The sequence below is a fragment of the Desulfothermus naphthae genome (assembly GCF_054657475.1).
In genome coordinates this window covers 1,878,027-1,901,711 of record NZ_BAAHYQ010000001.1, presented here as the reverse complement: position 1 = coordinate 1,901,711, position 23,685 = coordinate 1,878,027, and the positions used below count along the sequence as shown (strand labels likewise).

At 35.7% G+C, this 23,685-nt stretch carries 27 protein-coding genes; 12 read left to right on the top strand and 15 right to left on the bottom strand.

Annotated elements, in window-relative coordinates; genetic code table 11:
- The first annotated feature begins 6 nt into the window (after positions 1-6).
- Positions 7-1,884, top strand: a complete 1,878-nt coding sequence (gene flgL, locus ACYQ1E_RS09220; RefSeq protein ID WP_459878254.1) for a flagellar hook-associated protein FlgL — start codon at positions 7-9, stop codon at positions 1,882-1,884.
- On the opposite strand, the gene cas6 is transcribed toward flgL, so the two are convergent.
- From cas6 to ACYQ1E_RS09210, 3 genes are read right to left on the bottom strand one after another with little or no spacing between them, the layout of a single operon-like run.
- Complete coding sequence (cas6, locus tag ACYQ1E_RS09215; RefSeq protein WP_459878507.1) at positions 1,875-2,408, bottom strand: CRISPR system precrRNA processing endoribonuclease RAMP protein Cas6; 534 nt, start codon at positions 2,406-2,408, stop codon at positions 1,875-1,877. The two genes, flgL and cas6, sit on opposite strands and share 10 nt — an antisense overlap.
- Positions 2,318-2,686 (bottom strand): hypothetical protein, encoded by a 369-nt coding sequence (locus ACYQ1E_RS16290; RefSeq protein ID WP_488193119.1) that lies wholly within the window; start codon positions 2,684-2,686, stop codon positions 2,318-2,320. Before ACYQ1E_RS16290 ends, cas6 begins: the two co-directional genes overlap by 91 nt.
- Complete coding sequence (locus ACYQ1E_RS09210; RefSeq protein ID WP_459878251.1) at positions 2,670-2,831, bottom strand: hypothetical protein; 162 nt, start codon at positions 2,829-2,831, stop codon at positions 2,670-2,672. Before ACYQ1E_RS09210 ends, ACYQ1E_RS16290 begins: the two co-directional genes overlap by 17 nt.
- 895 nt (positions 2,832-3,726) lie before the next feature.
- On the opposite strand from ACYQ1E_RS09210, the gene ACYQ1E_RS09205 reads away from it, so the two are divergent.
- Positions 3,727-5,538, top strand: a complete 1,812-nt coding sequence (locus ACYQ1E_RS09205; protein ID WP_459874731.1) for an IS1634 family transposase — start codon at positions 3,727-3,729, stop codon at positions 5,536-5,538.
- Between the two features lie 178 nt (positions 5,539-5,716).
- Here the strand turns inward: ACYQ1E_RS09205 and ACYQ1E_RS09200 are convergent, their stop codons facing one another.
- Both ACYQ1E_RS09200 and ACYQ1E_RS09195 read right to left on the bottom strand, forming a co-directional pair.
- Positions 5,717-7,489 (bottom strand): AAA family ATPase, encoded by a 1,773-nt coding sequence (locus tag ACYQ1E_RS09200; RefSeq protein ID WP_459878248.1) that lies wholly within the window; start codon positions 7,487-7,489, stop codon positions 5,717-5,719.
- Between the two features lie 51 nt (positions 7,490-7,540).
- Positions 7,541-8,467, bottom strand: coding sequence for an RpnC/YadD family protein (locus ACYQ1E_RS09195; protein WP_459878245.1), 927 nt, complete (start codon positions 8,465-8,467; stop codon positions 7,541-7,543).
- 1,048 nt (positions 8,468-9,515) lie between these two features.
- On the opposite strand from ACYQ1E_RS09195, the gene ACYQ1E_RS09190 reads away from it, so the two are divergent.
- From ACYQ1E_RS09190 to ACYQ1E_RS09150, 9 genes are all read left to right on the top strand, one after another.
- Complete coding sequence (locus ACYQ1E_RS09190) at positions 9,516-9,974, top strand: hypothetical protein (RefSeq protein WP_459878243.1); 459 nt, start codon at positions 9,516-9,518, stop codon at positions 9,972-9,974.
- Positions 9,967-10,557 carry a hypothetical protein gene (locus tag ACYQ1E_RS09185; protein WP_459878240.1) on the top strand — a complete coding sequence of 197 codons (591 nt, stop codon included), beginning with the start codon at positions 9,967-9,969 and terminating at the stop codon, positions 10,555-10,557. Before ACYQ1E_RS09190 ends, ACYQ1E_RS09185 begins: the two co-directional genes overlap by 8 nt.
- 447 nt (positions 10,558-11,004) lie before the next feature.
- On the top strand, positions 11,005-11,412 hold the full coding sequence (locus tag ACYQ1E_RS09180) for a YkvA family protein (RefSeq protein WP_459878237.1): 408 nt from the start codon (positions 11,005-11,007) through the stop codon (positions 11,410-11,412).
- Entirely contained in the window at positions 11,405-11,629 is a 225-nt protein-coding gene (locus ACYQ1E_RS09175; RefSeq protein WP_459878234.1) for a hypothetical protein, read from the top strand. Before ACYQ1E_RS09180 ends, ACYQ1E_RS09175 begins: the two co-directional genes overlap by 8 nt.
- A 578-nt stretch (positions 11,630-12,207) precedes the next feature.
- Entirely contained in the window at positions 12,208-13,470 is a 1,263-nt protein-coding gene (locus tag ACYQ1E_RS09170; protein WP_459878231.1) for an amino acid ABC transporter substrate-binding protein, read from the top strand.
- Between the two features lie 10 nt (positions 13,471-13,480).
- Positions 13,481-14,335: a branched-chain amino acid ABC transporter permease gene (locus ACYQ1E_RS09165; RefSeq protein ID WP_459878229.1), complete on the top strand. Its 855-nt coding sequence runs from the start codon at positions 13,481-13,483 to the stop codon at positions 14,333-14,335.
- Positions 14,336-14,338: 3 nt separating this feature from the next.
- A complete protein-coding gene (locus tag ACYQ1E_RS09160; protein ID WP_459878226.1) occupies positions 14,339-15,301 on the top strand; it encodes a branched-chain amino acid ABC transporter permease in 963 nt (320 codons plus the stop codon).
- Entirely contained in the window at positions 15,298-16,056 is a 759-nt protein-coding gene (locus ACYQ1E_RS09155) for an ABC transporter ATP-binding protein (protein ID WP_459878223.1), read from the top strand. Before ACYQ1E_RS09160 ends, ACYQ1E_RS09155 begins: the two co-directional genes overlap by 4 nt.
- Positions 16,053-16,769 carry an ABC transporter ATP-binding protein gene (locus ACYQ1E_RS09150; RefSeq protein ID WP_459878220.1) on the top strand — a complete coding sequence of 239 codons (717 nt, stop codon included), beginning with the start codon at positions 16,053-16,055 and terminating at the stop codon, positions 16,767-16,769. The genes ACYQ1E_RS09155 and ACYQ1E_RS09150 overlap by 4 nt, the downstream gene beginning before the upstream one ends.
- 467 nt (positions 16,770-17,236) lie before the next feature.
- Here ACYQ1E_RS09150 and ACYQ1E_RS09145 read toward each other — a convergent pair whose 3' ends face one another.
- The 4 genes from ACYQ1E_RS09145 to ACYQ1E_RS09130 form a co-directional block, all read right to left on the bottom strand.
- Positions 17,237-17,473, bottom strand: coding sequence for a helix-turn-helix domain-containing protein (locus ACYQ1E_RS09145; protein WP_459878217.1), 237 nt, complete (start codon positions 17,471-17,473; stop codon positions 17,237-17,239).
- Positions 17,474-17,762: 289 nt separating this feature from the next.
- Entirely contained in the window at positions 17,763-18,521 is a 759-nt protein-coding gene (locus tag ACYQ1E_RS09140; RefSeq protein WP_459878214.1) for a hypothetical protein, read from the bottom strand.
- A 71-nt stretch (positions 18,522-18,592) separates the two neighbouring features.
- Positions 18,593-18,667, bottom strand: a complete 75-nt coding sequence (locus ACYQ1E_RS09135) for a VPLPA-CTERM sorting domain-containing protein (protein ID WP_459878504.1) — start codon at positions 18,665-18,667, stop codon at positions 18,593-18,595.
- A gap of 137 nt (positions 18,668-18,804) precedes the next feature.
- On the bottom strand, positions 18,805-19,650 hold the full coding sequence (locus ACYQ1E_RS09130) for a LamG-like jellyroll fold domain-containing protein (protein ID WP_459878211.1): 846 nt from the start codon (positions 19,648-19,650) through the stop codon (positions 18,805-18,807).
- 109 nt (positions 19,651-19,759) lie between these two features.
- Between ACYQ1E_RS09130 and ACYQ1E_RS09125 the strand changes: the two genes are divergently transcribed.
- Entirely contained in the window at positions 19,760-19,885 is a 126-nt protein-coding gene (locus tag ACYQ1E_RS09125; protein WP_459878209.1) for a hypothetical protein, read from the top strand.
- Between the two features lie 61 nt (positions 19,886-19,946).
- On the opposite strand, the gene ACYQ1E_RS09120 is transcribed toward ACYQ1E_RS09125, so the two are convergent.
- From ACYQ1E_RS09120 to ACYQ1E_RS09095, 6 genes are all read right to left on the bottom strand, one after another.
- Positions 19,947-20,360, bottom strand: a complete 414-nt coding sequence (locus ACYQ1E_RS09120) for a LamG domain-containing protein (RefSeq protein WP_459878206.1) — start codon at positions 20,358-20,360, stop codon at positions 19,947-19,949.
- A 64-nt stretch (positions 20,361-20,424) separates the two neighbouring features.
- A complete protein-coding gene (locus ACYQ1E_RS09115; protein ID WP_459878203.1) occupies positions 20,425-21,363 on the bottom strand; it encodes a VPLPA-CTERM sorting domain-containing protein in 939 nt (312 codons plus the stop codon).
- 21 nt (positions 21,364-21,384) lie between these two features.
- Positions 21,385-22,146 carry a LamG domain-containing protein gene (locus ACYQ1E_RS09110; protein WP_459878200.1) on the bottom strand — a complete coding sequence of 254 codons (762 nt, stop codon included), beginning with the start codon at positions 22,144-22,146 and terminating at the stop codon, positions 21,385-21,387.
- A gap of 46 nt (positions 22,147-22,192) precedes the next feature.
- Positions 22,193-22,879, bottom strand: a complete 687-nt coding sequence (locus ACYQ1E_RS09105; RefSeq protein WP_459878197.1) for a VPLPA-CTERM sorting domain-containing protein — start codon at positions 22,877-22,879, stop codon at positions 22,193-22,195.
- A gap of 58 nt (positions 22,880-22,937) precedes the next feature.
- Positions 22,938-23,297, bottom strand: a complete 360-nt coding sequence (locus tag ACYQ1E_RS09100) for an IS1 family transposase (RefSeq protein ID WP_459874973.1) — start codon at positions 23,295-23,297, stop codon at positions 22,938-22,940.
- Positions 23,204-23,656: an IS1/IS1595 family N-terminal zinc-binding domain-containing protein gene (locus ACYQ1E_RS09095; RefSeq protein WP_459875674.1), complete on the bottom strand. Its 453-nt coding sequence runs from the start codon at positions 23,654-23,656 to the stop codon at positions 23,204-23,206. Before ACYQ1E_RS09095 ends, ACYQ1E_RS09100 begins: the two co-directional genes overlap by 94 nt.
- Positions 23,657-23,685 lie beyond the last annotated feature (29 nt).

Genomic DNA, 23,685 nt, shown 5'->3' with positions numbered 1-23,685 from the left:
CATAAAATGACGTCAAGAATATCCCAGAGCATGTTATATACAAATTTTATAAATTACCTGGATCAGACTACTTCATCTCTACAAAAACTATATGAGCAGGGTGCAACTCAAAAAAAGATAAATAGACCATCAGACAATCCAGTTGGTATGGCAAGGATCCTATCTTATAGAGACTCAATAAAGGCCATTGAACAATATAAGGAAAATATCAATAATGCAAAAGGGTGGCTTTCCCTTGCTGATACTACTCTAAAACAGACAGAAGACCAACTAACAAGGCTTAAAGAACTAACAGTTCAGGCATCTACTGGTACCCTTAATGAACAAGACAGAAAAGGTATCTTAAATGAAGTAAAACAGATATTTGACCAGCTCCTTGCACTGTCAAATACTACCTATGAAGGCAGATCTATATTTGCTGGACACAAAACCAACAATCAGGCCTTTGAAAAAGGGCTTACACTTTTTTCAAATAAAAAAGACGATACAGGAATGGATGATGTTAATGCTTATGTTAAAAGCATAACTGGAAGCAGTGATGATGTAGTGGTAATTGAATTCAGCAAATCAGGAAGTGCAACTGCAAGAATTGGTATTGATAATGGAATCACATATACTGTTAAAAAAGGGAGCTCTCAGACTACCATAACAACAGGAACTTTAAATGCAGGGGATACAACTCTAGATCTTGGTGGAGTTCAAATTGAGCTAAAAAAAGGATATGAGGTTGTTACTGATGAAACACTGGCAAATGAAGATAGAACAGAATTAATACTTGCCCCAAGTGCAATTTATAAGGGCGATAATGAAAGTGGAGAGGGAATTGAAATAAAGACCATTCCTTCTAGTTCTACTTACAGTAACTATAACTTATCAATTACTCCAGAAAAAAACGGCAGTTTTGAAAATGAAGTTATAGTAAGAATAGTATCTGGAGGGACTTTAGGAGATGGAAATCCCATTGAATATAAATATAGCATAGATGGTGGAATTACATGGTCTGGCAATATTCAGGCAGATAATTCCAATCCTCAATTAGAGTTAGAACTTCCAGGGGGTAAAGTTACTTTAAGTAAACTAGATTCATCAGGTGCGTCACCTCAATTAAATGGACTTAGCTTTAAAATTGGTTCTATTGAAGTAGAGCAATCATCCACTGATCTATATGCATTTGCTCAGGGAGATATACATGAAGATGTGATAGTGAGAATAGATAATGTTACTGGGAGTGGATTTACTGGAGGGGATGAGATAGAATACTCATACAGCACAGATGGTGGAATTACATGGGATACAGGCCATAAAATAACTGCAACAGGCTCAGGATATGAATCCCTGCCAGTAAAAGGTGGAATCCTAAAAATAGCCCCCTCTTCTGTTACGACTTCTCTTTCATCAGGAGATCAATTCACAATCCATCCAAGGGATGCTGGTATGGACACAGAGATCTCCCAGGGGATAAAAATACCAGTAACCCATGTTGGCACCCAGATATTTGGTGGATTTTATAAAAATTCTTCGGGACTGGAGATGGCCCTTGCATCTGATGAAAAAAGTAACCTCTTTGTTGGGGTTGGAAGACTTATAGCTGCCCTGGAGTTAAATGATCAAGATAAGATAAGGAGCTGCCTTGACTACATTGACTCTGCCCTAACTCAGGTCACTAAGATACACGCACAAATTGGAGCAAAGATAAATAGACTAAACACATCAGAAACAATCTTATCAGACCTTCAAACAAACCAAAAAGAAAGAAAAAGCACCATTGAAGATATTGACTTTGCTGACCTATTAACCCAGATAAGCCAGCAACAAACAATATATCAGGCAATATTAAAATCAGCATCAATGATAATGAAGGTGAGCTTGGTAAATTACGTGTAAACTTCTATCTTTCCAAGCCCCATACTTGTGCCTTTTCCTAAGTGAAATATATTTGCCACATGCCACCAGCACCACCATATATCTTTTGTTGATTGAGGGGCATCAACAAAGGCCCTGCCCATAACACCGCCCATTGGGATTTTTTTGTTCTGAGTGGATGAATAACGTTTCCAGTCATACCAGAATATCTCATTTTCAACCTTTCCTGGTTGGCTCAAAAAACTTTTTATCTCAAGCCATTGTTCAGAATTTAGTTTAAAGCCTCCACATAAATAATTCAGAAGAGATAATCTCCTTGCAAGAGAGACAAATGCCCATCCCCAATCTGCATATCTCAAATATTTTTTATTTTTTCTAAATCGCAATGGAGATCTTATTTCTACCTTCCAGGATCCATTCTTTGGTTCACAGGGAAGAGTATTAAGCCAGTCAATTAATAAAAAATTTGTATCATAAGTTTTTTTACTTCGCCCGGCACATATACAGGTATCCACTCTTTTTTCAATGTGTTTTGTAACACACATTTTAGACAAAAACGGATCCTCTCAAAGCCAATCCCCCGCTTTCCCGCCTCCTCACATGCCATAATAATGTGAAGGACAAAATCACAGCCATAGGCAAACAGAGTGACATCCAATATTAAGTATCTGTTATCAGTAACAGGTGAAGGATAAAAGATATATGGTCTGGGTAGATCTGAAAATCCAGGTTCCAAACTATGTCTTTCATACAGGTTATAATAGGGACAATTGTTTTTTACCAGACATTCATTGCAGGGTTTGTTTTTAAAACAACAAAAGATCTTCTTTAAAGTCTTTCCAATAACCCCCTCTCCAGGCAGAGCCTGAATAACCCTTAATTTTCCTTTTACCATTTTTCTCAAAAATAAAGCGAAGTTTTGCTATTTTTATATGATCAAACAAGTACTGAGGATGTAAACTTTTCATTCTTCTTTTCCTTGTTAAATCCCTTGCTCGAGTCCTTGCTGGATCCCTTCTTCAAACCCTTCTCTTTTTATTATCTCATATGCTGCTGAATCTATCATTATATCCCTCTTACGCTTTATTAATTTCATAGGAATTCCCCTGGATTTCATAGGAATTCCCCTGGATATTAAACCACTTAATATCCCCATCCCTCCATGCTATATCATATTGCATTTAATTCCTCTTTTATTTTTTTGTCTAATTTTGAGCCAATCCTAAATATTTTGCAACTATTATAATTGACTCGTGAACATAGCAAAACCACAACTACTAAAAATTTTAATCTATATTGAAATATTTAATTGATTTACAATACAAAATTGTTCCAAATCACAAAAATTCGTCCATAATCTGGGATAAGTGACAATTTTTGTCAACCTATTGAAATTATTAAATAAGCCAAAAATAGATGGACAGACTTTGGATTTACTAATAATTATAAATGGTTACATTAAAAATTATGCAACATTTGAGCGTCAAAAAATCGACCGGACGCTTTTTTTGAGGACATGGACGGATTTTACCTTCTCGGCCCTTGACACACAGGGGTTCAATAGGGTAAGAGTTAGAAACCACGCCCCGCTTTTAAGGGATAAACCCATTAACCCATCTACCCATAAACCCATTTACCCCTTCCCCCTTTTAGGGATTTGGGACTTGAGCTTTTTTGCCTTTTGGGATAGCCCAAGTTTGTCAAAATAATAAGATTTTTATAAAAAATTTGGTTGATTTTGTGATGCAAAATGCTATAATCTGTTGGAATTATTGAATTAAATTTTTTAAAAACTGAATGTAGTGGTAGAAAAAATATTTCGCATCTTGACAAAGAAAAACCGATTTGATATAATCCTTACCTATGTTTATCCGCAAAGTTAGAAAAACCGATCCCAAATCTGGAAAAACTTATTTCTACCATCAATTAGTAGAATCTTACAGAACCCCTGATGGTCCCAGGCAGAGAACTATTTTAAACCTTGGAAAACTGGATCTGTCCAGGGAGGAGTTAAAATTTCTTGCTAATAGAATTGAGGAATTATTAAAAGGACAATTGTCGTTATTAAAAGTCCCTGAAAAAATTGAAAAACCTGCAAGACGTTTTGCAGGTTTAATAAGAAAAAAAGCTCTTCAAAAGAGTGAGGAGAAAACAAAACATGAGGCTCATTGGAAGATGGTTGATGTTGCTTCAGTAAAAAACGAAGATGTCAGATGTGTTGGAGCAGAAGTTGTAGGGGCCTGGGCATATGATAAACTTATGATTACAAAAATTTTAAAGGAAATAGGTTTTAATAGAAAGGATATAGATAGAGCAAAAGTTCTTATAGTTGGGAGTCTGATAAATTGTGGGAGTGAGAGGGAAATTCATAAATGGTTTCACCGGTTAAGTGGGCTTGATGAGGTAATGAATATTGATGCAAAAGTGGTATCGCTATCCAGTTTATATAGGACTCTGGACAAGCTGATAGCCAATAAAGAAGCTATAGAAGAGAAGGTGGTAAAAAGAGAAAGAGAACTTTTTGGTCTTGGAGAACAGCTTATTTTATATGATCTGACTAATACATATTTTGAGGGGAAGGTTACAAGCTCAGAATTGTCAAAGAGAGGTCTATCTAAGGAGAAACGAAATGATAGGCCATTAGTGACAGTAGGTATAATACTTGATGAAGATGGTTTTCCCAAGGCCAGCAGGATTTTTCCTGGTAATGTGTCGGAAGCCTCAACACTGGAGAAGATTTTAGATGATTTTTTTATAAATTCTCCAAGATCGCTTACAGGCAAGCTTACAGTAGTTATAGATGCAGGTATAGCCACAGAAGAGAATTTAAAACTAATCAGAGCCAAAGGACTTGATTATATATGTGTAGACAGACGACGAGTAAAAGAACTTCCCTCAGGTGAAGAAAGTATAGTTCATGAGAGTAATAGTGGCAAAGTATATGCGATACGAGTAGAAGAGCCTGAAGAGGTATTTTTATATTGTAAAAGTAGCGGTAGGGCCAAAAAGGAAGAGGCAATAAAAAATCGTATTCAACTGCGCCTGGAAAAAGATTTACAAAGGCTCAAGCAATCTCTTACAAGAAAAGTAGGAATCAAAAGTTATCCGAAGGTACTGGAGAGGATAGGAAGAATAAAAGAGAAATACAGCAGTGTGTCGCAATTTTATGAGATTAAAGTAAAGGAAGAGAATGGCAAAGCAGTGGATATTTGCTGGAGAGTAAGAGATAAAGACAAACTTCATGTAAGATTTTCAGGAGCGTACAAACTTAGAACTTCCAGGACAGAGCTAAGTAATAAGGAATTATGGGAGATTTACAATCTTCTTTCAAATGTAGAAGCATCATTCAGGAGCTTAAAGAGTGAACTAAAATTAAGACCAATCTATCATAGAATAGATAAACGAATAACAGGTCATATTTTTTTAACCATATTAGCTTATCATCTGCTTTGTGTTATTCAAAGGAGATTGAGACAAAGAGGGATTTCAAAATTATGGGAAACAATAAGAAGAGAGTTAAGTACCATAATTAGAGTAACCACCACTATGATAACCCAGGAAGGTAAAACAATCCATCTGAGACAAATAACAGAATTAGAATCTTTTCAACTGGAGATATATAATGCCCTGGAACTTCCTTTAAAGCCTTTATCTAGCATTTTAAAAATTAATTGATAAATTTGTAGTGAAGAAAAAGATGATTGAATTCAATAATTACAATATCTTACAAAAAAAAGTGACAAACTTGGGATAGGGGAGCAAAAAGGCGCTTTAGCTGGCCTTAAAATGAAAAATTAAAGATTCTAAAAGGCGAGATAAAAGAGAAGGAAAACATAAAAAAGACGGGAGATATTTAAACAAGGTGCTGATTTCTTTCCATTTCACCACATAACTGCCCTATCTCCACCATCTCCCAACCATGCCAGATCTGATATATCTTAATCAATTCTCCATCTGCCCTGGCAGAAAATTTCTTCTCAATCCTTACATCCTTTGAATATTGCTCCAGTTGCTCTCTGGCCCTGTCTCTTAGTCCTTTTAGCAACCCTTCTGTTATCTTCTCTGAACGGGGAATATACTTTAATTCTATTAAATAACCATACCTTACATTTTCATCCCTTTCCCAGAAGGGCTCAAGATATATATCTGCAAATCCTTTATTTAATTCTGTCTCTGTGCGTACTATAAAATAATCCATTATATTTATATACGTGGCCAAAAATATCTTTATGCTCTCTTCATGTTTTAAAAAATCTCTTATACTACTTTGATTTTTGATCTCTCTGGATAATAGCTCAAAAACCGCTTCCCATCTACCTTCATAAGCCATCTCTTTTAAATATTGTTGAAGCTGCCAGATATGCGGTGTAAAAATCTTTAAATCCTTATAGGCCCTACGAATATAATCATGGAGTATCTTCCACATGGTCTGATTGGGAATCTTAAGGAGACCTCCATTTTCAAAGGTGAGTAATCCTAAATAAAACAAGTGGGATGTAAAATTCTCTTCTTCCAGTAAATCTTCCAGAGGAAAGGAACTTGCCACCTCTCCTGAAATATATCCTTTTTGAATAATATTTTGAAGAATGGAAAAATTCCCATTAAATCTCTTATCAATTATAACAAGGTGTTTTAGTTTATTATAATCTATTTTTACATTATCATCTATTAGCATATTAGGAATGCCCTTTCTACGGCCTGTTTGCCTAACAAAATAAAATATCATATCTGGATTGTATAAAGTCACTTCACTGTTATTATCAAACTTATAATTATTATACCACTGAGAAGCTATATCTAATAGCTTATCCAGGGGTTGATTTAGCCATCCAGCTTCCACGTAATATTTAAAAATCTCTTTTACTTCCTCAAAAGTAAAACCTGCCATTTCATTGAATTCAGGTTCTAAGGAAATGGGATCTCCTATATTAAATCCACTAGTCACATCATCCATGGTTATTGGAGAGACACCTGTTATAAATATCCTGCCAACCGGTGCATCTGGTCCTGTTGTAGCTCCTTTTAACAAATTGTAAAAATACCTTAAAAAACCTGAACCATGCGTTATCTCATGATACCTCTTTGATGAATATTCTGACAGTATCGTATTTGTAAAATTGTCATATTCATCTATTAAAAGATAAATCTTTTCCCCTGTTAAATAATAAAAATCAGGAGATAACAACGCACTTAACATATCATCATATCTGCAATAGGACTTTATCTTTTTTATTAACTCCTCTGGCAGGAGTTTTTGATATCTGGTTAAAAAGAAAGAAATACTTTGCTCACATCTAATGTTAAATGACTCCTCCACCCTGTCTGGATTAGGATCAACCATAGCAAAATTAAAACGCAAGATAAAATACTTCCCTGCTTCACGGGTCAAATTTTCACTTATCCACGTATCTTTAAATATCGCAGTAAGTTTATCCTTGTTTAAAATATCATAATAGGTCTCCAGTGTTGCTAACCACAAAGATTTTCCAAAGCGCCTTGGTCTAAGAAAAAAGAGGTAATCCCCTGCCTGCTCTATTAAAGGGATAAATCTTGTCTTATCCACATAATAGTAATTTTCAGTTAAAATCTGAACTATATCTGATTTGCCATAGGGAATTTTTTTCATCTAAAACACCTTATCTTAAAAATCTATTTAATAAAAGGATTAAGAAAGTTGTTATTTCAAAACCTTCTGATATATTTCTTTTACGTCTTCCACACTTTCAGCTATCCGAATAACATCTATCATGGCTTCTAGGATATTTAAATCTTTAATCTTTTTAATTTCAGGATATAATTTTATACCCTCTTTTCCAAATTTTAATTCCAAACCAAATTTTATGGCCTCCAAAAGACCTTCAAGTTTTCCTCGCTCGATTCCTTGCTGAATTCCTTGTTGAATTCCTTGCTGAATTCCTTGCTCGATTCCTAGTTGAATTCCTTGCTGGATCCCTTCTTCAACCCCTTCTCTTTTTATTATCTCATATGCTGCTGATTCTATCATTATATCCCTCCTACGCTTTATTAATTCCATAGGAATTTCCCTGGATATTAAACCACTTAGTATCGCCATCCCTGTTAGTAAATCTGATTTATATTGCCTGCTTTCCTCTACCTCATATATCCCTTTCTCCGCTTCTTCTATTAAACCTATACCTCCCTTCATTAAAGGTACAAATGGATACAAGCACACAATCCCTTCTTTTAATACCTCTCTTGCTTCTAGCTCATATAGCTTTACTACTTTATACCTAAATTCTACCTCATTGTCCCTATAATAATCCACTATCCCATAACATCTCTTTAACTCTATCATTACTGTCTCTATCTCCAAATCCTCTTCAAGTATATGCCTGCATCTTGTCTCCAATGTCCTTAAAGGCAAGTATTTCTTCCACTGAGTTATTAATTCCAATAACACTAGCCTCTGTGTCCCATCCTCAAAAGATGCCTTTAATACAAAATCTGATCTCCTTACTGACGCTGTCTCTTGGGGATGCACATCTACTAACTCCGAATCCTTTATCTCTAATCCACACAACTTACGCAATATAACATTCCTGCAATGTGTCAATATCACCTTTGATGCTATATCATATTGCATTTAATTCCCCTCTTATTTTTTTATCTAATTTTGAGCCAATCTCAAATATTTTGCAACTATTATTAATTGAGCAATATCCCGAACATAGCAAAATCACAACTACTAAAAATTTTAATCTAATTATTAATTAATTTACAATACAAAATTGTTCCAAATCACAAAAATTCGTCCATGATCTGGAACAAGTGACAATTTTTGTCAACATACTGAAATTATTAAATAAGCCAAAAATAGATAGACGGACTTTTGATTTACTAATAATTTTAAATGGTTATATTAAAAATTGTGCAAAATTTGAGCGTCAAAAAATCGACCGGACACTTTTTTTGAGGGCATGGACGGATTTTACCTTCTCGGACCTTGACACACAAGGGCTCAATAGGGTAACAGGATAAAAATACGCTCCCCCTTTAGGGGTTTGAGACTTACTCCTTGGCTAGACTTTTGTAAGGGGGGTGATTTGTCTGAAAATACGCCCCGCTTTTAAGGGATAAACCCATTTACCCATCGACCCATCAACTCATCTACCCATTAACCCACTTACCCCTCCCCCCCTTTTAGGGGTTTGAGACCTGAGCTTTTTGTCTTTTATGATATGATAGGAGTAAAAGAAGCCCTTTAGCAGACCTCAAAAATTTAGATGTTCATAATGTTATACCCATACCTTAGAACCTAGAACTTAGATTTTTCCCATTTTCAAATGTAAACCGATCTAAATCTTTTTCCAATAAAATCTTTGTGTCATAGTATTTAAACAATCAAAGAATATTAGATTATTTTGCTTGAAGTATGACTGCTGCAAAAAGAGACATAAAGCAATAAAGGTTATTAATTATAAGCCACCGAATTTATAAAAATTTATAAACTGTTAAAAAAATTTTTCTTACTTGTCACCTTTATCTTTTTTTTCTCGTCTAATTATACAAGACATAATTAACCCTTTAATAAAAAACAAATTGATCTTTCTAATATCTCTAAAACTAAAAATGATTTTATAAGTGACATTGCCTCTAAGGTTTCTGTAATTACACGGGATAGTATCTTTAATATGCTAGATCCTCTAGATACTATTTGCAATTTATATAAAATCAAGAAAACATATGATTATGAATTCGAAAAATTAGAATTAAAAAAAGAAGATATTATTAGACAATCTGAAATCGTGCATCATAAAATTGATGAAGAATATAATTTTAAAATTGGACAATTATTACATGAGCACAAATTATTTTTACAGAAATGTGAAATTATTATGAAATATATTGAAAACAACAAGCTAGAGAAAGAACAAATTATGCGAGCAATAAAAAAATTACAAGAAAGGCTCTGCGATCCTCAAACTCAACTGGAAGAGAAAAAATATATTAAAGAGTTAATCAGTCAAATGCTGGATTTAATTAAACAAAATAACAACCAATCCGCAAATCAATTGAACTCAATAACAAAAGAATTAACTTCTAAGATCAACAATAATAATAAAAACTCCATGGAGGACAAACATGAATAATATCTGGTTGATTGGTGGTGCAATAGTATTATCTGCCTTAGGAATAACAGTCTATACCTTAAATAAAGAAGAAGAAAAGTCCAGACAAAGATGGCATAAAAAAAGAAAAGAAGTCAAATTAACAATTGAACAACATCGCCAAAGAATTGCACGTCATATTGAAGAGGCCACAACAACCTATAATTTCCACTTTCTAGTTAACCTGCATTATTCTTTTGTAGTATGTGGCAATGAAAGTTATAAATTCTTTAATGACGCCAGAACAACATTAAAAGGTTTAAATAAAATATTGTATGATACCAAAATATACAAAAGTGAGTTAAAAAATAAGCTTAATCAAGCAAAAAAAGAAAACAACTACCAGCTTCTAAAGAATATTTATAAAGAAATAAAACTCCTCAATGAACTCAGAAATCAACTATTTCTGGAAAGAGACCAAATAAAAAAACAACAAGAGGAGCTTTTGAGAGAAGTCCATAGATTAAACCATCAGACACATAAGTTAAAAATTTTAATAAAAGAACGATGTGGAGAAAAAGGAAGACAATGGTATGAAAGATTACAAAAAAGAAAAACAAGTTAAGTAATAAATTAATGTAAATTTATGTTTTTCATTATTGACATATTATAAAAGGAAAAGCTAATAAACATAAATAAAAAGTTCATGGATTAAACCTAAAATGAAAAGTGTAAGGTTAAAAATAAGAGGAGAAGCTTACTGTTATTTAAGCAAAAATATTCGGTCCAATATTATAATTCTACAGAGAAACAGGGATTTTTGCGTGGCCAGAATGAAATATTTTGATGAGACAGAAGTAATTTGGTTTGTAAAAAATGGCTACCTGACGTCGTTATTCTGGACAATTCAATTTTAAATAGAAAAATAAAGCACCTTTTACAAGATTATCTACAACAATTATCACCTTAAATTTTTTTCAATAAATTTTTTTGCGAACCAACGTGTTCGCTTAAGAGGTGTATAAATCTCTTTTGGAATGAGTAAAAAATCCTTTAAAATAAGGGGGTAAAAATGGATAGACTGAATAAAACAGATAAGGAAAAATTAAGACAATTTTTGCTGGAAAAAAAAGAGGACATTAAAGAACATGATGTGGACAAAGCCATAATTAAAGGCAAAGAAAAAATTCCTTCGCTGGAAAAAGATATTCCCTCTACACTGAAAAAAGTGTGGGATGCCATAGTGGATATGTGGAATATGCTAAAGGATTTTTGTGAAGGCAGATATGAGATGGCCTGGAAAACTGTTACAGCGATAGTTGCTGCATTGCTTTATTTTATTTCACCTATAGATTTTATTCCGGATTTTATTCCTGCAATTGGTTATCTTGATGATGCAGCAGTAATTGGCTTTGTCCTGGAATTAATCAAAGATGATCTGGAAAAATACAGAGAATATAAGGAGGGCTGCAATGTTTAAACCAAATCAAACAATGCCTTTAGCCGGGAAATATGTAATGTTTAATATCTGTTGTAAAAATTGTGAATGGGGGAAGACTGTGAAATATGAAAAAAAGGTTGGGGTAATAAATAGTGTATTTTTAAAATTAAAAAGGAAAATATTGAAAAAAACATATAAAAGATGTCCTGAATGTGGTGGAGATGTCAGGATAGAGCAAAGATTTGTTATAAGTTGAAGCATAAATTTTTAAATAAATTTTAATCTAATAGAAAATATTTAGGAAAATAGACAAAAATGTATTAAATGTGTTTAAGATTATACTGCTCCAAATTTGTGATAAATTTGATATAAATAATCATAGGCATCGAAAATGGAAAATTTTCATGGCTTATACTTGGCCGCAGCTGGGGACCTCAATTCTTTTCAACAAGGTATTGACCTTTCCTAAATAAACACCTAACTTTGGCCTAAAATTAAATCCAAAGGACAAAGCCATGCAAAAACTCCCTATTGGTGAAAGTGATTTTAAAAATTTACCCAAAAAAATTGTTATTTTGTGAATAAATCTGATTTTATTGCTGAGATTATCAGAAAAAATAATTAATATTATTCTTATTCCAAGATCAAGAAGATTAGGAAAGACCATAAGTCTTTCCATGTTGAAGTATTTTTTAGTTGGTCAAAAAAGTGATTTGACTTTTATGGAATAATCTTATTAAGAAAAAGAAAAGAATAGATTAGAAAACACCCTTTTATTTTTCAAACGGGGTGTTTGAAGGTGGGCAATTCTACAAACATAAAGGAGGGATGATGATGAAGAGAGGGATTTTTATTTGGGTGTTTCTAACTTGTTTTTTTCTGTCCTTTGGATTTACCAAGGTAGCATCTGCGAAAAACAAAATTATAATAGGCTTTACCGTGTCCCAGACTGGAAAACTCAATGCAGAGTCCAAAGAACAGTTCAATGGGTTAAGCCTGTGGAAAAATTATGTGAATAAGCAAGGGGGAATTTATGTAAAAGAACTATACAAAAGACTTCCTGTAGAATTTAGATATTATGATGATGAAAGCAGTAAAGACAGGGTTCAACAATTATATGTTAGACTCATAACTCAAGACGGCGCTGATTTTCTTATAAGTCCTTATAGCTCTGGCCTGACTGCATCTTCTGCTATAATAGCAGAGCAATATGAAAAGATCATGCTTGCTATAGGCGCTGCCTCTGATAGTATTTTTTCCAAAGGTTATACCCATACTTTCCAAATCTACACCCCAGCCAGTCGCTACTTAACAGGTGCCTTAGATTTATTAAAAGCACATGATCCAGGAGCCAAAAAAGTAGCCATTATTTTTGAACAGAGTAACTTTGCCAAGGCAGTGGCAACTGCAGCAAAAAATTATGCAAAAAAACATGGCTTTAAACTCGTTCTCTTTGAATCCTACGCAAAGGGCACTACTGATTTTACTTCATTTTTAAACAAGATTGCAGCGAAAAAACCAGATGCAGTTATAGGAGGAGGACATTTTTCGGATGGGGAGACCTTTGCAAAACAGTTATTTGAACAAAAGATTAGAGTAAAGCTCCTGTCTCTTTTGGTTGCCCCAGCAGTTCCAAAATTTGCAGAAATTGGTAAAGCTGCCCTCTATGTTACTGCTCCATCTCAATGGGAACCCAAGGCCCAATTTACCCAAAACACTGCCAAAAAATTAGGCCTACCCTGGTTTGGCCTTTCTGCAAATTGGTTTGTGAAAAACTATTCTAAATTATATGGCGAGACTCCAGGTTATCATGCAGCGGGAGGATTTGTTGCTGGCCTGGTCATCCAAAAGGCAATTGAAGATGCTGGTTCCCTAAAATCCAATAAGGTTAAAAAGGCATTGGAGGCCATGGATATTATGACCTTTTATGGCAGGATTAAATTTGACAAGGGAGATTATTATGGTCGCCAGTTAGGCCATGAAATGGTGTATCTACAGTGGCAAAACAAGGGTGGCAAATTGGTAAAGCAAGTAATCTGGCCAAAGGGGGCTGAATCAGCCAAATTCGTATATCCTTACTATAAAAAATTCAAATAAGGAAAAATAAATGGAAGGTTGGCTTGCTGCAATAATAAACGGAATCCTTTTGGGGTTGGTCTATGGCCTTGCTGCCATGGGCCTTAACCTCATCTGGGGAGTAATGAATGTGATAAATTTGTCTCATGGAGCATTTATTGCCCTGGGGATGTTTTGCGCTTACTTTGTATTTCATATTGCTGGAATAAATCCCTTTTTCGCCATGATACTCATATTAATTATTGGTATACTCCTAGGAATGGTTTCCTATTTTATAGTGCTTCATAGGGTGTTAGACGCACCAGAATTGTCAACACTACTTTCTACTTATTCACTCAGTCTTATTATAATTGGTCTTGGGACTTTTGTTTTTACCACCAATCCACGGGCAATAGATATAGGTCTTGGTTCTATTAAAATTTTGGGAATATATCTGCCTGTTTCAAAGATCTTAACTGGTCTTTTTTCAATTTTATTTACTCTATTACTTTATGTCTTCTTATATAAAACCTGGACTGGTAAGGCTATTAGAGCAGTTTCTATTAACAGATCTGCTGCAGAATTTATGGGAGTGAATTCAACATTTATATTGTCCCTTTCCTTTGGAATAGGTATTGGATTGGCGATGGTTGCTGGATGTCTTATTGCAGCTATATTCCCTTTTACAATCCTTTCTGGAGCAGTTTATGAATTAAAGAGTTTTGTTATATGTGTTCTTGGAGGGCTTGGTAGCCCAATTGGAGCACTGGTTGGTGGTCTTATACTGGGACTTTTGGAAAACCTATTTGCATTAAAGTTCCCTGTAGGATATATTCCCTTTATTGAATTTGTGATTTTAGTAATCATTCTTTTAGTTAAGCCAACTGGACTAATAACTAAGAGGTAAACAATGAAAAAAAGATATACTCTTCTCTGGCTCATCCCCATTATAGTTGGAATTTCCTTAATTCCTGTTGTAACCGATTCTGTAATTTATAGAGAGACAGTTTTTCTAATACTTATGTATATTACCCTGGCTGTTAGTCTAAACATTATATTGGGGTATACAGGATATGTGAGTTTTGGTCACATCGTATTTTATGGTATAGGAGGATATACTTCATTTTATTTAATGTATAAATTTGGTCTACATTTAGTCATTGCAATGATAATTGGGGGCATTGTATCTGCAATTATTGCCCTAATTGTAGGAGAAGCAGTGCTAAAACTCAGAGGAGCCATTTTTGCTATTGCTACTATTGGAATCAATGAGGCAATAAAATCACTTGTTACAAACCTGCCATTTTTAGGTGGCGCCACAGGTATGTTTTTTAATTTTAAGATATACAAAACCTATGGCGGAGCAGCTAAGGCCATTTGGTTTGCCTATTACCTTATGGTAATAGTAACTATCATAACCTTGATTGCTTCATACCTTATTAAAAATTCTAAATTTGGTTATGGGTTGTTTGCTATAAGAGAAGACGAAGATGCAGCAATAGTTTTAGGAGTAAATGCTAAACGCTTTAAAAGCATAGCCTATGCCATTTCTGCATTTTTCCCTGGTCTTGTAGGAGCAATTTTCTTTTTTAAGGCAGGAAATATAGAACCAGAAGATGCATTTCATCTAGTCAAATCAATTGAAATGATATTTATGGTAATGTTAGGTGGATTTGGAACAGTATCTGGTCCTCCAATTGGTGCGTTATTATATGAGAGATTAAAGGGCCTGTTACTTGTAAATCCATTATTTAAAAATTTGCATATGGCTATTGCAGGATTTGTCTTGCTCATAATAATCTTATTTGCTCCAGGAGGCATAGTTGGATCAATTAGGAACAAATTTAAGAAACTCAGGGGCTTATTGGAATGATTTTAAAAATGCAAGGTACGACCAAAAAATTTGGTGGCCTAGTTGCTGTAAACAACGTCTCTTTTGAGGTGAAAAAACAAGAGATATTCGGAATAATTGGCCCTAATGGTGCTGGTAAAACCACCTTGTTTAATGTGATTAGCGGGGTATATTATCCAGAGGAAGGTAAAATTTTCTTTAAACACAAAGAAATTACAAAATTGGACTGTTACAAAAGGGCAAGACTAGGTATTGCAAGAACTCACCAAATAGTAAAGCCCCTTAATGAACTTACAGTCCTAGAAAATGTTATGGTAGGTGCCTGTTTTGGCAAAAGAGGTGCTAGTTTAAAACAGAGCGTATCCATTGCAGAGGAAGTATTAAACACTGTTGGTCTTACAGAGAAAAAAGATATCCTTGCTGCAAAACTAAATGTCCCAGAAAAGAAGAGATTAGAACTTGCCAGGGCCCTTGCCTCTGGCCCAGAGATTATATTGTTAGATGAAGTCCTTGCTGGCTTAAATCCCGCAGAAGCAGATGAGATGATAAAAGTTATACAAAAAATTAGAGAGGCAGGAATAACTATTTTGATGATAGAACACCTAATGCATGCTATTATGAAGATTTCAGATAGGATTATAGTTTTGGATTACGGGGCTAAGATTGCAGAAGGCACGCCTGAAGAAGTAGCCAATGATCCAAAAGTAATAGAGGCATATTTGGGAGATCCTGATCTTGCATTAAAGTTTATAAAATCAAAGGAAAATACCCTATGACAGATAGCATATTGGAAATAGAGTCCCTTGAGTCTGGATATGGAGATGTCCAGATATTGTGGGGAATAGACCTGCGAGCTCAAAAATCCAATTTAACAACAGTAATAGGAGCTAATGGTTCGGGGAAGACCACATTAATGAGGGCTATAATGGGAATATTGCCTGCGTGGAATGGAAAAATAATTTTTGAGGGTATGGATATTACTAAATTGCCTTCATATAAAAGGGCTGAGTTGGGTCTTATAATGGTTCCTGAAGGAAGGCTCCTTTTTTCTGAGATGAGCGTTTATGAAAATTTGGAGATGGGTGCATATACAAAACGGGCACGAGCAGAATTAAAGAAAAATATGGAATTTGTGTTTTCTCTGTTTCCAAGACTAAAAGAAAGGCTGGATCAAAAAGCAGGGACCATGTCAGGGGGAGAACAACAAATGGTGGCTATTGGAAGGGGGCTTATGGGTTCTCCTAGGTTACTTATTTTTGATGAACCAAGTCTGGGTCTTGCTCCTAAGCTGGTATTAGAGGTATTTGAGGCCATAGAGAAGTTAAAAAAACAGGGCGTAACAATGCTTGTAGTAGAACAAAATGTCCAGCTTTCTTTAGCTATTGCTGACTATGGTTATGTTATGGCTGAAGGCAAAATAAAAATACAGGGCAAACCAAAAGAGCTAAAAGAAAAAGACGAAATAAAAAAGACCTATCTTGGGATTTGATGATTCTATTTGGATGATTAATCAATAGGTAATAGGTAGCTAATATTGAATGAAAGAAATTTTTTTGCTCCCAATAAGTCTTTTAATTCAGCACAAGCCCTTACTAATAATTAGGTTAGCTCTGGTAGATAATAAATATTTAACTCAGATGTCTTTTCTCTTATTACTTTACTCTTAAATGATGAAAAATTGTATATTTTTGCTACTATCGCTTTATATTTCTTAATTTACTTCTCTTATCTTTTCTAAAAACTTTGCTGAAAAATCCTTTGAATCTTCAAAAAATGATTTTACACTTTCACCTTTTATAGTATATAAAATATTGTGTTTCTCTTGAACTGAGTATTAATATAAAAAAGTATCTTTTCTCAATGTTCTTACTCTTTTAAGGTCCAATATGATCTATTTTTAAGTAATTCCTTAAGCTTTTTTAAGTCTTCCTCTGTTAACCTGCTTGGTCTACCTCCTCATCTTCCGCTTCCTTGACTTTTTATCCCTTTATAACCATCTCGATTCCATTTTCTTATCCATACATATCCTGTCGATTGGTCTATTTCACAAAGTCTACAGGCCTTTTCAAAATCTATCCCTTCTTTTATAAAATTGAGAAAAATAAGTTTTACCACAGTGTTGTCTTTCTTCATACTCCTTAATAATTCTTTTACCTTTTTTATATTTTTAACCTTAATACGTTTCCCTTTCATGAGAATTCTTTATATCAAATCATTTCTCCTATATCAAGTCCTAAAGAGTACTATAATATCACCGGATATCATATCCACTGGTATATGAATATCCAGTTTGTAGCTGTTTTGCATCCTTTATCTCTACAAGATAAATTTTCTAAAAATTGGTAAATGAGTTATAAAAATTATAGAGAATGCCCTTTCATCAATTTCATAGATTGCACCCATGAAATTGATGAAATTATGACATCCTTTTACCTATTTAATAATTTTTTCGCAATTTGGTTATCATAAACTCCTCCTTACACTATTCCCATGAAATCCCTCTTCTGCGAATGAATATTAAACCAATTCCAGAAGTTATTAAAAGAATAGAAGAAGGAATAGGTGCACTTGTTACTTCAGTGTAAGTTCCAGCGTGAAAATACCCACTTTCGCCATCATTAAAATAAAAAGCCACACTAAGCCACCCCTCATCTTCCCATTCTCCTGTATCACTCTGGCAATCGTTTATGTTGTAATATTTTTCAAGAGTTGCCCATGAATAGGAGTCCTGAGAAACATTACCGTCAAGATAAACGCCCATATAGACTTCCCCATCTATTGAAGCATAATCAAATTCAGATTCAGGACCTACATCAATTTTTCCTTCAATCCTATAAGGTACTGTAAACACTATCAAACCACTTCCACTAACTTGAAATTGAGCCCATCTATAAGTATCCCCATAACCATCACCAGAAGAAGCAGTAGCATAAGATGATATGTTATCAGATAACGCATTTGCTCCAACCTCAATTTGAAGAGTAGTGATAGTATATGAAAGGTTATCATTCCAATTATAAGCAGACTCAGAATAATAATTTTCTTGAGCTTCAAGTTCTATCATTTCGCCTTGACTTATCCAACTTAAAATGGGATTTGAGCCCCCCGTTAAAGAGATTCCCATCCAGGAAAAATTGGACCAATCAAGATAGGCAGAAGTTTCAACAGAAGCTGCTCTTGCAGAAACCAAAAAAAATCCAAGGATTAAAAACGTTAATAAACTAGTCAAATACTTCTTCATCTTTGCCTCCCTGTAAAAATTTTTTATGTTAAAAGTAAAATTACCCTAATCCGTTTTTATACTATTTTATACTAAACCTTTCCTGATCTTCTCATAGCACCAAGCCCCAACAACCCTGCTCCCAAAAGCCACGCGGCAGCGGGGATGGGGACGGGAGATGAAGCAACATCTACGCTGGTAAGTAATGAGAGCGATGCATCTCCTTCCCAGTTAATTCCCTTACTCTCCTCATTATATGCATCTAAGTATATCTTACTAAATATAGCACTGTCAACCTAGTAACCTACATAATCAAGCCAGACCTTCTTCTCATAGCCACAAGCCCCAACAGTCCAGAACCCAAAAGCCATGCAGCAGCAGGGATGGGGACGGGGTTTGCATGAATAAAGTCATTAGGACCCAAAGCCTCGTCAGAAAAGCGGATACGGTCTATCAGCCCGTTCCACACCTCCCAGGAGCATTCACCCTTGTGCGACCCTATAAACAATACCCCGGGATCATCAGAAAGCACGGCATTGCTGAGGTCGGCATCTACAGTGGCAATTAGTTGGTAGTCCAGATACATCTTCATTTCCTGGCTGTTAGCATCATAGGTAATAGCATAGTGGTGTAAATTGCCGTCATTAAGGATTTCGGCATAATCGTCGTAGGTCCACCATGGCCCTCCATGATCTATGTGCCAGTGAGGAGCAGAGCCTCCTGCACCCCAGTAAATAAAAGTCTCAGTGCCGTCTTCTCGCTCAGTCACATGGCCTACCAAAGGCTGCCAGTAGAATGCCTCACCTGGAGCAAGGCCTGTAATTGCTTCTATTGTAAAGCTGTTGGTGATAAACGGGTAGGCATAGACACCTGATTGGATGTACTCCACTGGATCCCCTTGCACAATCCGAATCATGCCGTCTGAAGTGTATCCAGGGTTTGATGGATTATCAGCATAGCCAATATTCATTTTGGTAAACCCTACTAATGTCCCATGGTTACCATTGCCCGAGTGGTCAAGTACCAAGGTGCCATCTTCTCCTGATGGTCCTTCAAACCAGTAGTCAGCAACCACCGATGCCATGGTTAAACTGCTCGTCAAAAGGATAACCACTGTGATAAAGATAAGATGTTGTGCAATTTTTTTCATTTTTGACCCTCCTCTGAAATTTTTTTTTTCAGTCGCTTTCCTGATTGTAAATCTAGAGCAAGCTGTCATATCAGAGCGGTTTTGGCGCAAGCTAACTCATCAGCTCTTTATGGAAAACCGCCACCTCCGCCATCCTGCAACGCCAGCCAAACCTGAAACAAGGAGCCAGACTGATGGTGGAACAGGTACTGCTGAAAGAGTAATGTTGTCAAAATATGCATTTCCTACTGTCTGATCGCTTCCTCTGAATTCTTCCAGCATCAAGTGAATATTGCCTTCAGCAGTAAATGAAATTTCTATATGCTCCCAGTTCCCGGTATCAGGCAATAGTTGCAGATCATAATTAGTAACAGGGTGTGTTCCCCTAACCAGTGGTGTTCCCCAGGAAAGCCATAGCTGTAACCAATAAATCCGCCTGAGTCAGAGCTATTAACACCCAAATAGTCAAAAGATAAAACGAAATTTCCATTCGCAGAGCTAAATGTGTCTTTTGTAAAAATATCACCAGACGCATTTAGTGCTACAAACTTCAATACCTTATTTCCTGGCATAAGTGGATCATCCACAATCTCCCCGTGGTGAGTACCTTGATTTTTTCCGGTCCAATTAGACAAATCAGATTCGAAATCCTCGACAAAAAGCGCTGCATGAACCATTGTTGCAAAAAAGCATGCCAAAACAGCTACAATCAGGATCATACCTTTTTTCATGATAAAACCTCCATTTTTTTAGTTGTCTACAAATCTTCCCAAGGAGCCGTGAAGCGCCTATAAATCAAACTTTACCTGACCGTCTTCTCATAGCCACAAGCCCTACCAGCCCAGAGCCCAAAAGCCATGCGGCAGCAGGGATGGGGACGGGGGATGAAGCGACATACACATCCGTGTGCACCTCCACAAATGCTTCACCCTTCCACTGCTCCGAATCCATATTAGTCTCGTCCAAAAATATCCTACTAAAAATAGCGCTATCAACTTCAATAATATCTCCAATAGCAGCGTTAAAAGTTAAAGGTGGCCAAAATAGGTAAGCTCCATTCGTTACACTGGATTCATCAAGGTATTTTTCACCATAGTCGAAAGTCTCAAGTATTTCTCCACTTGCATTTTTTCTATACACCGTAAACCCGTGAGGAAATGGTCCTGATATAGTTCCATTTATCCATCCAAGTCCAGAGGGTGAATGTTCATAACTCCAATCATACCATGGCAAAATAGTTATCTCTACAGGGTCTCCTATATTTTCGCCATTGTCTCCCAATATACTTATAGCCTGGCAAACCGTTGAGTCTGCATATGCACCATAAGTCCCAAAATTATTATCTGTGATTAAAATACTACCAAAATCATTATTATTGGATGCTTTAGCCCACACATCGGTCTCCTGAAATATTTTTACATGATTTGCTTCGGGCTGAGTAATCCGGTATTCGTGATACAGCTCCAACGACGTATGATCTGTCCAAATTCCGTCCGACTCCCATCCCCACACAATTCCATATGGAGTATTATATTGTGGCTCTAAGTGGCCGGATGCTGTATATTCATTAGTAGTCAGCATAAAGGTTTCTCGAACCCCAGCGCCTCGCTGCCCATAATACCATGAGGGAGAACTGGTAATTACGTTTAGATGAGCAGCCTGTCCTAAACCAGTAACAAATAAAAACATGGTCAATGCCATCAAAAAACTTGAACATGCTTTTTTTATACCCATTATTTTCCCTCCTATTTCAATTTAAGCTAATAACTTGACTCTTCTGAATACTTCAATTCCCAAAAGAGTAGAAAATAACAGTACTAGAGATGGTGGAATTGGCACAGAAGAGACTCCATTATTCATGATGTTATCAAGCTGACTCTTTGTCAGTGCTTCGTCAAAGAAGAATACTTCATCAATTGTTCCCTGAAAGTATTCCCCAAATCCAGGATTTGAACCAATACGTAAAAAATCTTTCCCATTTGATAAATCACCTGTCTCACTCATGGTCTGTCCATCCACGTAAAGCATCACATTTTTGCTGCTCTCATCATACACCACTGCCACAAAAGTCCATTGCTCAGTAGTGACTGGGAATCCACCTAAAACCTCACCGCTGCCTGAAAAGGCAGACCAGCCAGTTGATCCTCCTCTTTGGTCTATGCCTAATGAGCGATCATAACCACCATTATCATGAGAAATTACCTGCCTAATGGGAGAATCATTTGATGCTTTTACCCAGGCTCCCATTGTTAAAAATGTCATAGCTGAAGGATTTATGTCCAATGGCACATAAATGTAATCATTTATACCGTCAAATTGATATGCACTTCCCTTATATCCATCACTTGTCAACGAAGCTCCATATACAGTTCCATCATGTCCATTTCCTGTAGTATCCTTAGCATTTCCATCAAAGGGGAAATAAGCAATTAAACTGGCAGAAGATGTATTAATTCCGATAAAAAACATAAAAACAATTATTATGACGCCTAATGATATTTTTTTGCATACTTTCATTTAAGTTATCCTCCTAGTTATTATTTATAGCTCAATTCTAAATAAACTACACCACGCCAGACTTTTTTCTCATAGCCACAAGCCCCAACAGCCCAGAGCCCAAAAGCCACGCAGCAGCAGGGATGGGGACCGCGCTTACACTTATATTATCAATAGCGTAAGATTCGTCCCAGCCCCCTTGCCAGCCATATCCACTTACATACCACTTAATGTTTAGATCGTTTGCTGAGTGGGAGATGTTTTTTAGCTTTATGATATAGGCTGAATCATTAAATCCACTATTTCTTGCAAGGGCTGCTTGGTAGACCAGATATGGGCCATCATAAGATTGGTCATCCAATCCCTCATAATTATCAAAGGTTTCGTGAAATACCTCATTATTGTCTATAGACACATTTAAATAATCTGGAGCAGGCCATCTGTCCTGATTCCGATGGGTATTTCCATCCCATGAATCGATGATCGCAACGTAGAACGTAAGATCGATAGTGTTGTGCTGTGGGAGATCACTCAAGTGGAGCGTTATAGCACCTTGTTCCTTATTATCGTCCCAATAATAGTAATTCTCAAACCCGTAACTATCATAACCCTCTGTCGAAGTGCGCGTTCCTCCAGAAAATACTGGCGGAACCCCGTTTTCAAAATTAGCGCTGAAAACAAACTCAGCAGACGCACTTTGACCAAAAAGGACAATCATAGCCACCACAACGATTGCAACTATAACCTGTTTCATCTGTCTACCTCCATTAATAAACTTTTGTTCAAATATTTTTAAAATATCTCGAGAGTGTTCACCTAAAGATAGATAAAAATCTTTGCTGATATTGGGCAAAAATTTCAGGATCAGTTAATGCATGCCATAATTTCATTGATGCATGAACCATTTCTTCCTTTTTAGATACAACTTTCGTCCTACGTGTCATTCGTCCAAGATGATGTCTTGTATTGCTATTATCTCTTTCTATTGTTACTGTTCCTCTTTTTCCTATTATATGGCGCTCTCGCGGCAACACCTTCTTAAAAGCTTCCCAATCATCTGTATAAAAAACACAGTCCTTCAATTGTTCAAGTTTTTTGTATAACCGTCTGAAGGTTGAAGCATCACGATTGCCGATAACCCAGGCAATAGTTCGCCCTCTGCTACGATCCAACGCCTTGATAATCCATATTTTGTTTTTTTTGACTGGATAAAATGCCACATCTCATCAAATTCTATTTCTTTTATCTCATTAGATATAACTGGTTCTGGAAGTGATTCGGCTTCCTCTTTTATCCATCGGTAAGTCAATGAACGAGAAACTCCAAATAATTTAGCTAAAAAGCCAAATGATGCTTTACCAAGAGAATAAAGAATAACTGCAAGGGCTTTTTTTACTTTCAGAGATTCTTTTCTCCTTGCATCTCCTATCACAAAAGTTCGTGAACAGTTCTTGCAGAGATACCGCTGTTTTTTACGAACAAAACCATTTTTGACGACTTGCGTTGAATTACAATGCTTGCATACAACCATTTTCTCCCTCCCATTATTTTGGTTGGGAT

What these genes read in the sequence shown, in the direction of transcription:
- ACYQ1E_RS09115 (WP_459878203.1), bottom strand. Translation starts at nt 21,363, where the DNA reads ATGGGTATAAAAAAAGCATGTTCAAGTTTTTTGATGGCATTGACCATG.
- flgL (WP_459878254.1), top strand. Translation starts at nt 7, where the DNA reads ATGACGTCAAGAATATCCCAGAGCATGTTATATACAAATTTTATAAAT.
- ACYQ1E_RS09110 (WP_459878200.1), bottom strand. Translation starts at nt 22,146, where the DNA reads ATGAAAGTATGCAAAAAAATATCATTAGGCGTCATAATAATTGTTTTT.
- ACYQ1E_RS09190 (WP_459878243.1), top strand. Translation starts at nt 9,516, where the DNA reads ATGCTAGATCCTCTAGATACTATTTGCAATTTATATAAAATCAAGAAA.
- cas6 (WP_459878507.1), bottom strand. Translation starts at nt 2,408, where the DNA reads ATGTGTGTTACAAAACACATTGAAAAAAGAGTGGATACCTGTATATGT.
- ACYQ1E_RS09200 (WP_459878248.1), bottom strand. Translation starts at nt 7,489, where the DNA reads ATGAAAAAAATTCCCTATGGCAAATCAGATATAGTTCAGATTTTAACT.
- ACYQ1E_RS09210 (WP_459878251.1), bottom strand. Translation starts at nt 2,831, where the DNA reads ATGAAAAGTTTACATCCTCAGTACTTGTTTGATCATATAAAAATAGCA.
- ACYQ1E_RS09105 (WP_459878197.1), bottom strand. Translation starts at nt 22,879, where the DNA reads ATGAAACAGGTTATAGTTGCAATCGTTGTGGTGGCTATGATTGTCCTT.
- ACYQ1E_RS09150 (WP_459878220.1), top strand. Translation starts at nt 16,053, where the DNA reads ATGACAGATAGCATATTGGAAATAGAGTCCCTTGAGTCTGGATATGGA.
- ACYQ1E_RS09205 (WP_459874731.1), top strand. Translation starts at nt 3,727, where the DNA reads ATGTTTATCCGCAAAGTTAGAAAAACCGATCCCAAATCTGGAAAAACT.
- ACYQ1E_RS09180 (WP_459878237.1), top strand. Translation starts at nt 11,005, where the DNA reads ATGGATAGACTGAATAAAACAGATAAGGAAAAATTAAGACAATTTTTG.
- ACYQ1E_RS09195 (WP_459878245.1), bottom strand. Translation starts at nt 8,467, where the DNA reads ATGCAATATGATATAGCATCAAAGGTGATATTGACACATTGCAGGAAT.
- ACYQ1E_RS09160 (WP_459878226.1), top strand. Translation starts at nt 14,339, where the DNA reads ATGAAAAAAAGATATACTCTTCTCTGGCTCATCCCCATTATAGTTGGA.
- ACYQ1E_RS09165 (WP_459878229.1), top strand. Translation starts at nt 13,481, where the DNA reads ATGGAAGGTTGGCTTGCTGCAATAATAAACGGAATCCTTTTGGGGTTG.
- ACYQ1E_RS09155 (WP_459878223.1), top strand. Translation starts at nt 15,298, where the DNA reads ATGATTTTAAAAATGCAAGGTACGACCAAAAAATTTGGTGGCCTAGTT.
- ACYQ1E_RS09175 (WP_459878234.1), top strand. Translation starts at nt 11,405, where the DNA reads ATGTTTAAACCAAATCAAACAATGCCTTTAGCCGGGAAATATGTAATG.
- ACYQ1E_RS09145 (WP_459878217.1), bottom strand. Translation starts at nt 17,473, where the DNA reads ATGAAAGGGAAACGTATTAAGGTTAAAAATATAAAAAAGGTAAAAGAA.
- ACYQ1E_RS09120 (WP_459878206.1), bottom strand. Translation starts at nt 20,360, where the DNA reads ATGAAAAAAGGTATGATCCTGATTGTAGCTGTTTTGGCATGCTTTTTT.
- ACYQ1E_RS09140 (WP_459878214.1), bottom strand. Translation starts at nt 18,521, where the DNA reads ATGAAGAAGTATTTGACTAGTTTATTAACGTTTTTAATCCTTGGATTT.
- ACYQ1E_RS09170 (WP_459878231.1), top strand. Translation starts at nt 12,208, where the DNA reads ATGAAGAGAGGGATTTTTATTTGGGTGTTTCTAACTTGTTTTTTTCTG.
- ACYQ1E_RS09185 (WP_459878240.1), top strand. Translation starts at nt 9,967, where the DNA reads ATGAATAATATCTGGTTGATTGGTGGTGCAATAGTATTATCTGCCTTA.
- ACYQ1E_RS09130 (WP_459878211.1), bottom strand. Translation starts at nt 19,650, where the DNA reads ATGAAAAAAATTGCACAACATCTTATCTTTATCACAGTGGTTATCCTT.
- ACYQ1E_RS09095 (WP_459875674.1), bottom strand. Translation starts at nt 23,656, where the DNA reads ATGGTTGTATGCAAGCATTGTAATTCAACGCAAGTCGTCAAAAATGGT.
- ACYQ1E_RS09125 (WP_459878209.1), top strand. Translation starts at nt 19,760, where the DNA reads ATGGAAAACCGCCACCTCCGCCATCCTGCAACGCCAGCCAAACCTGAA.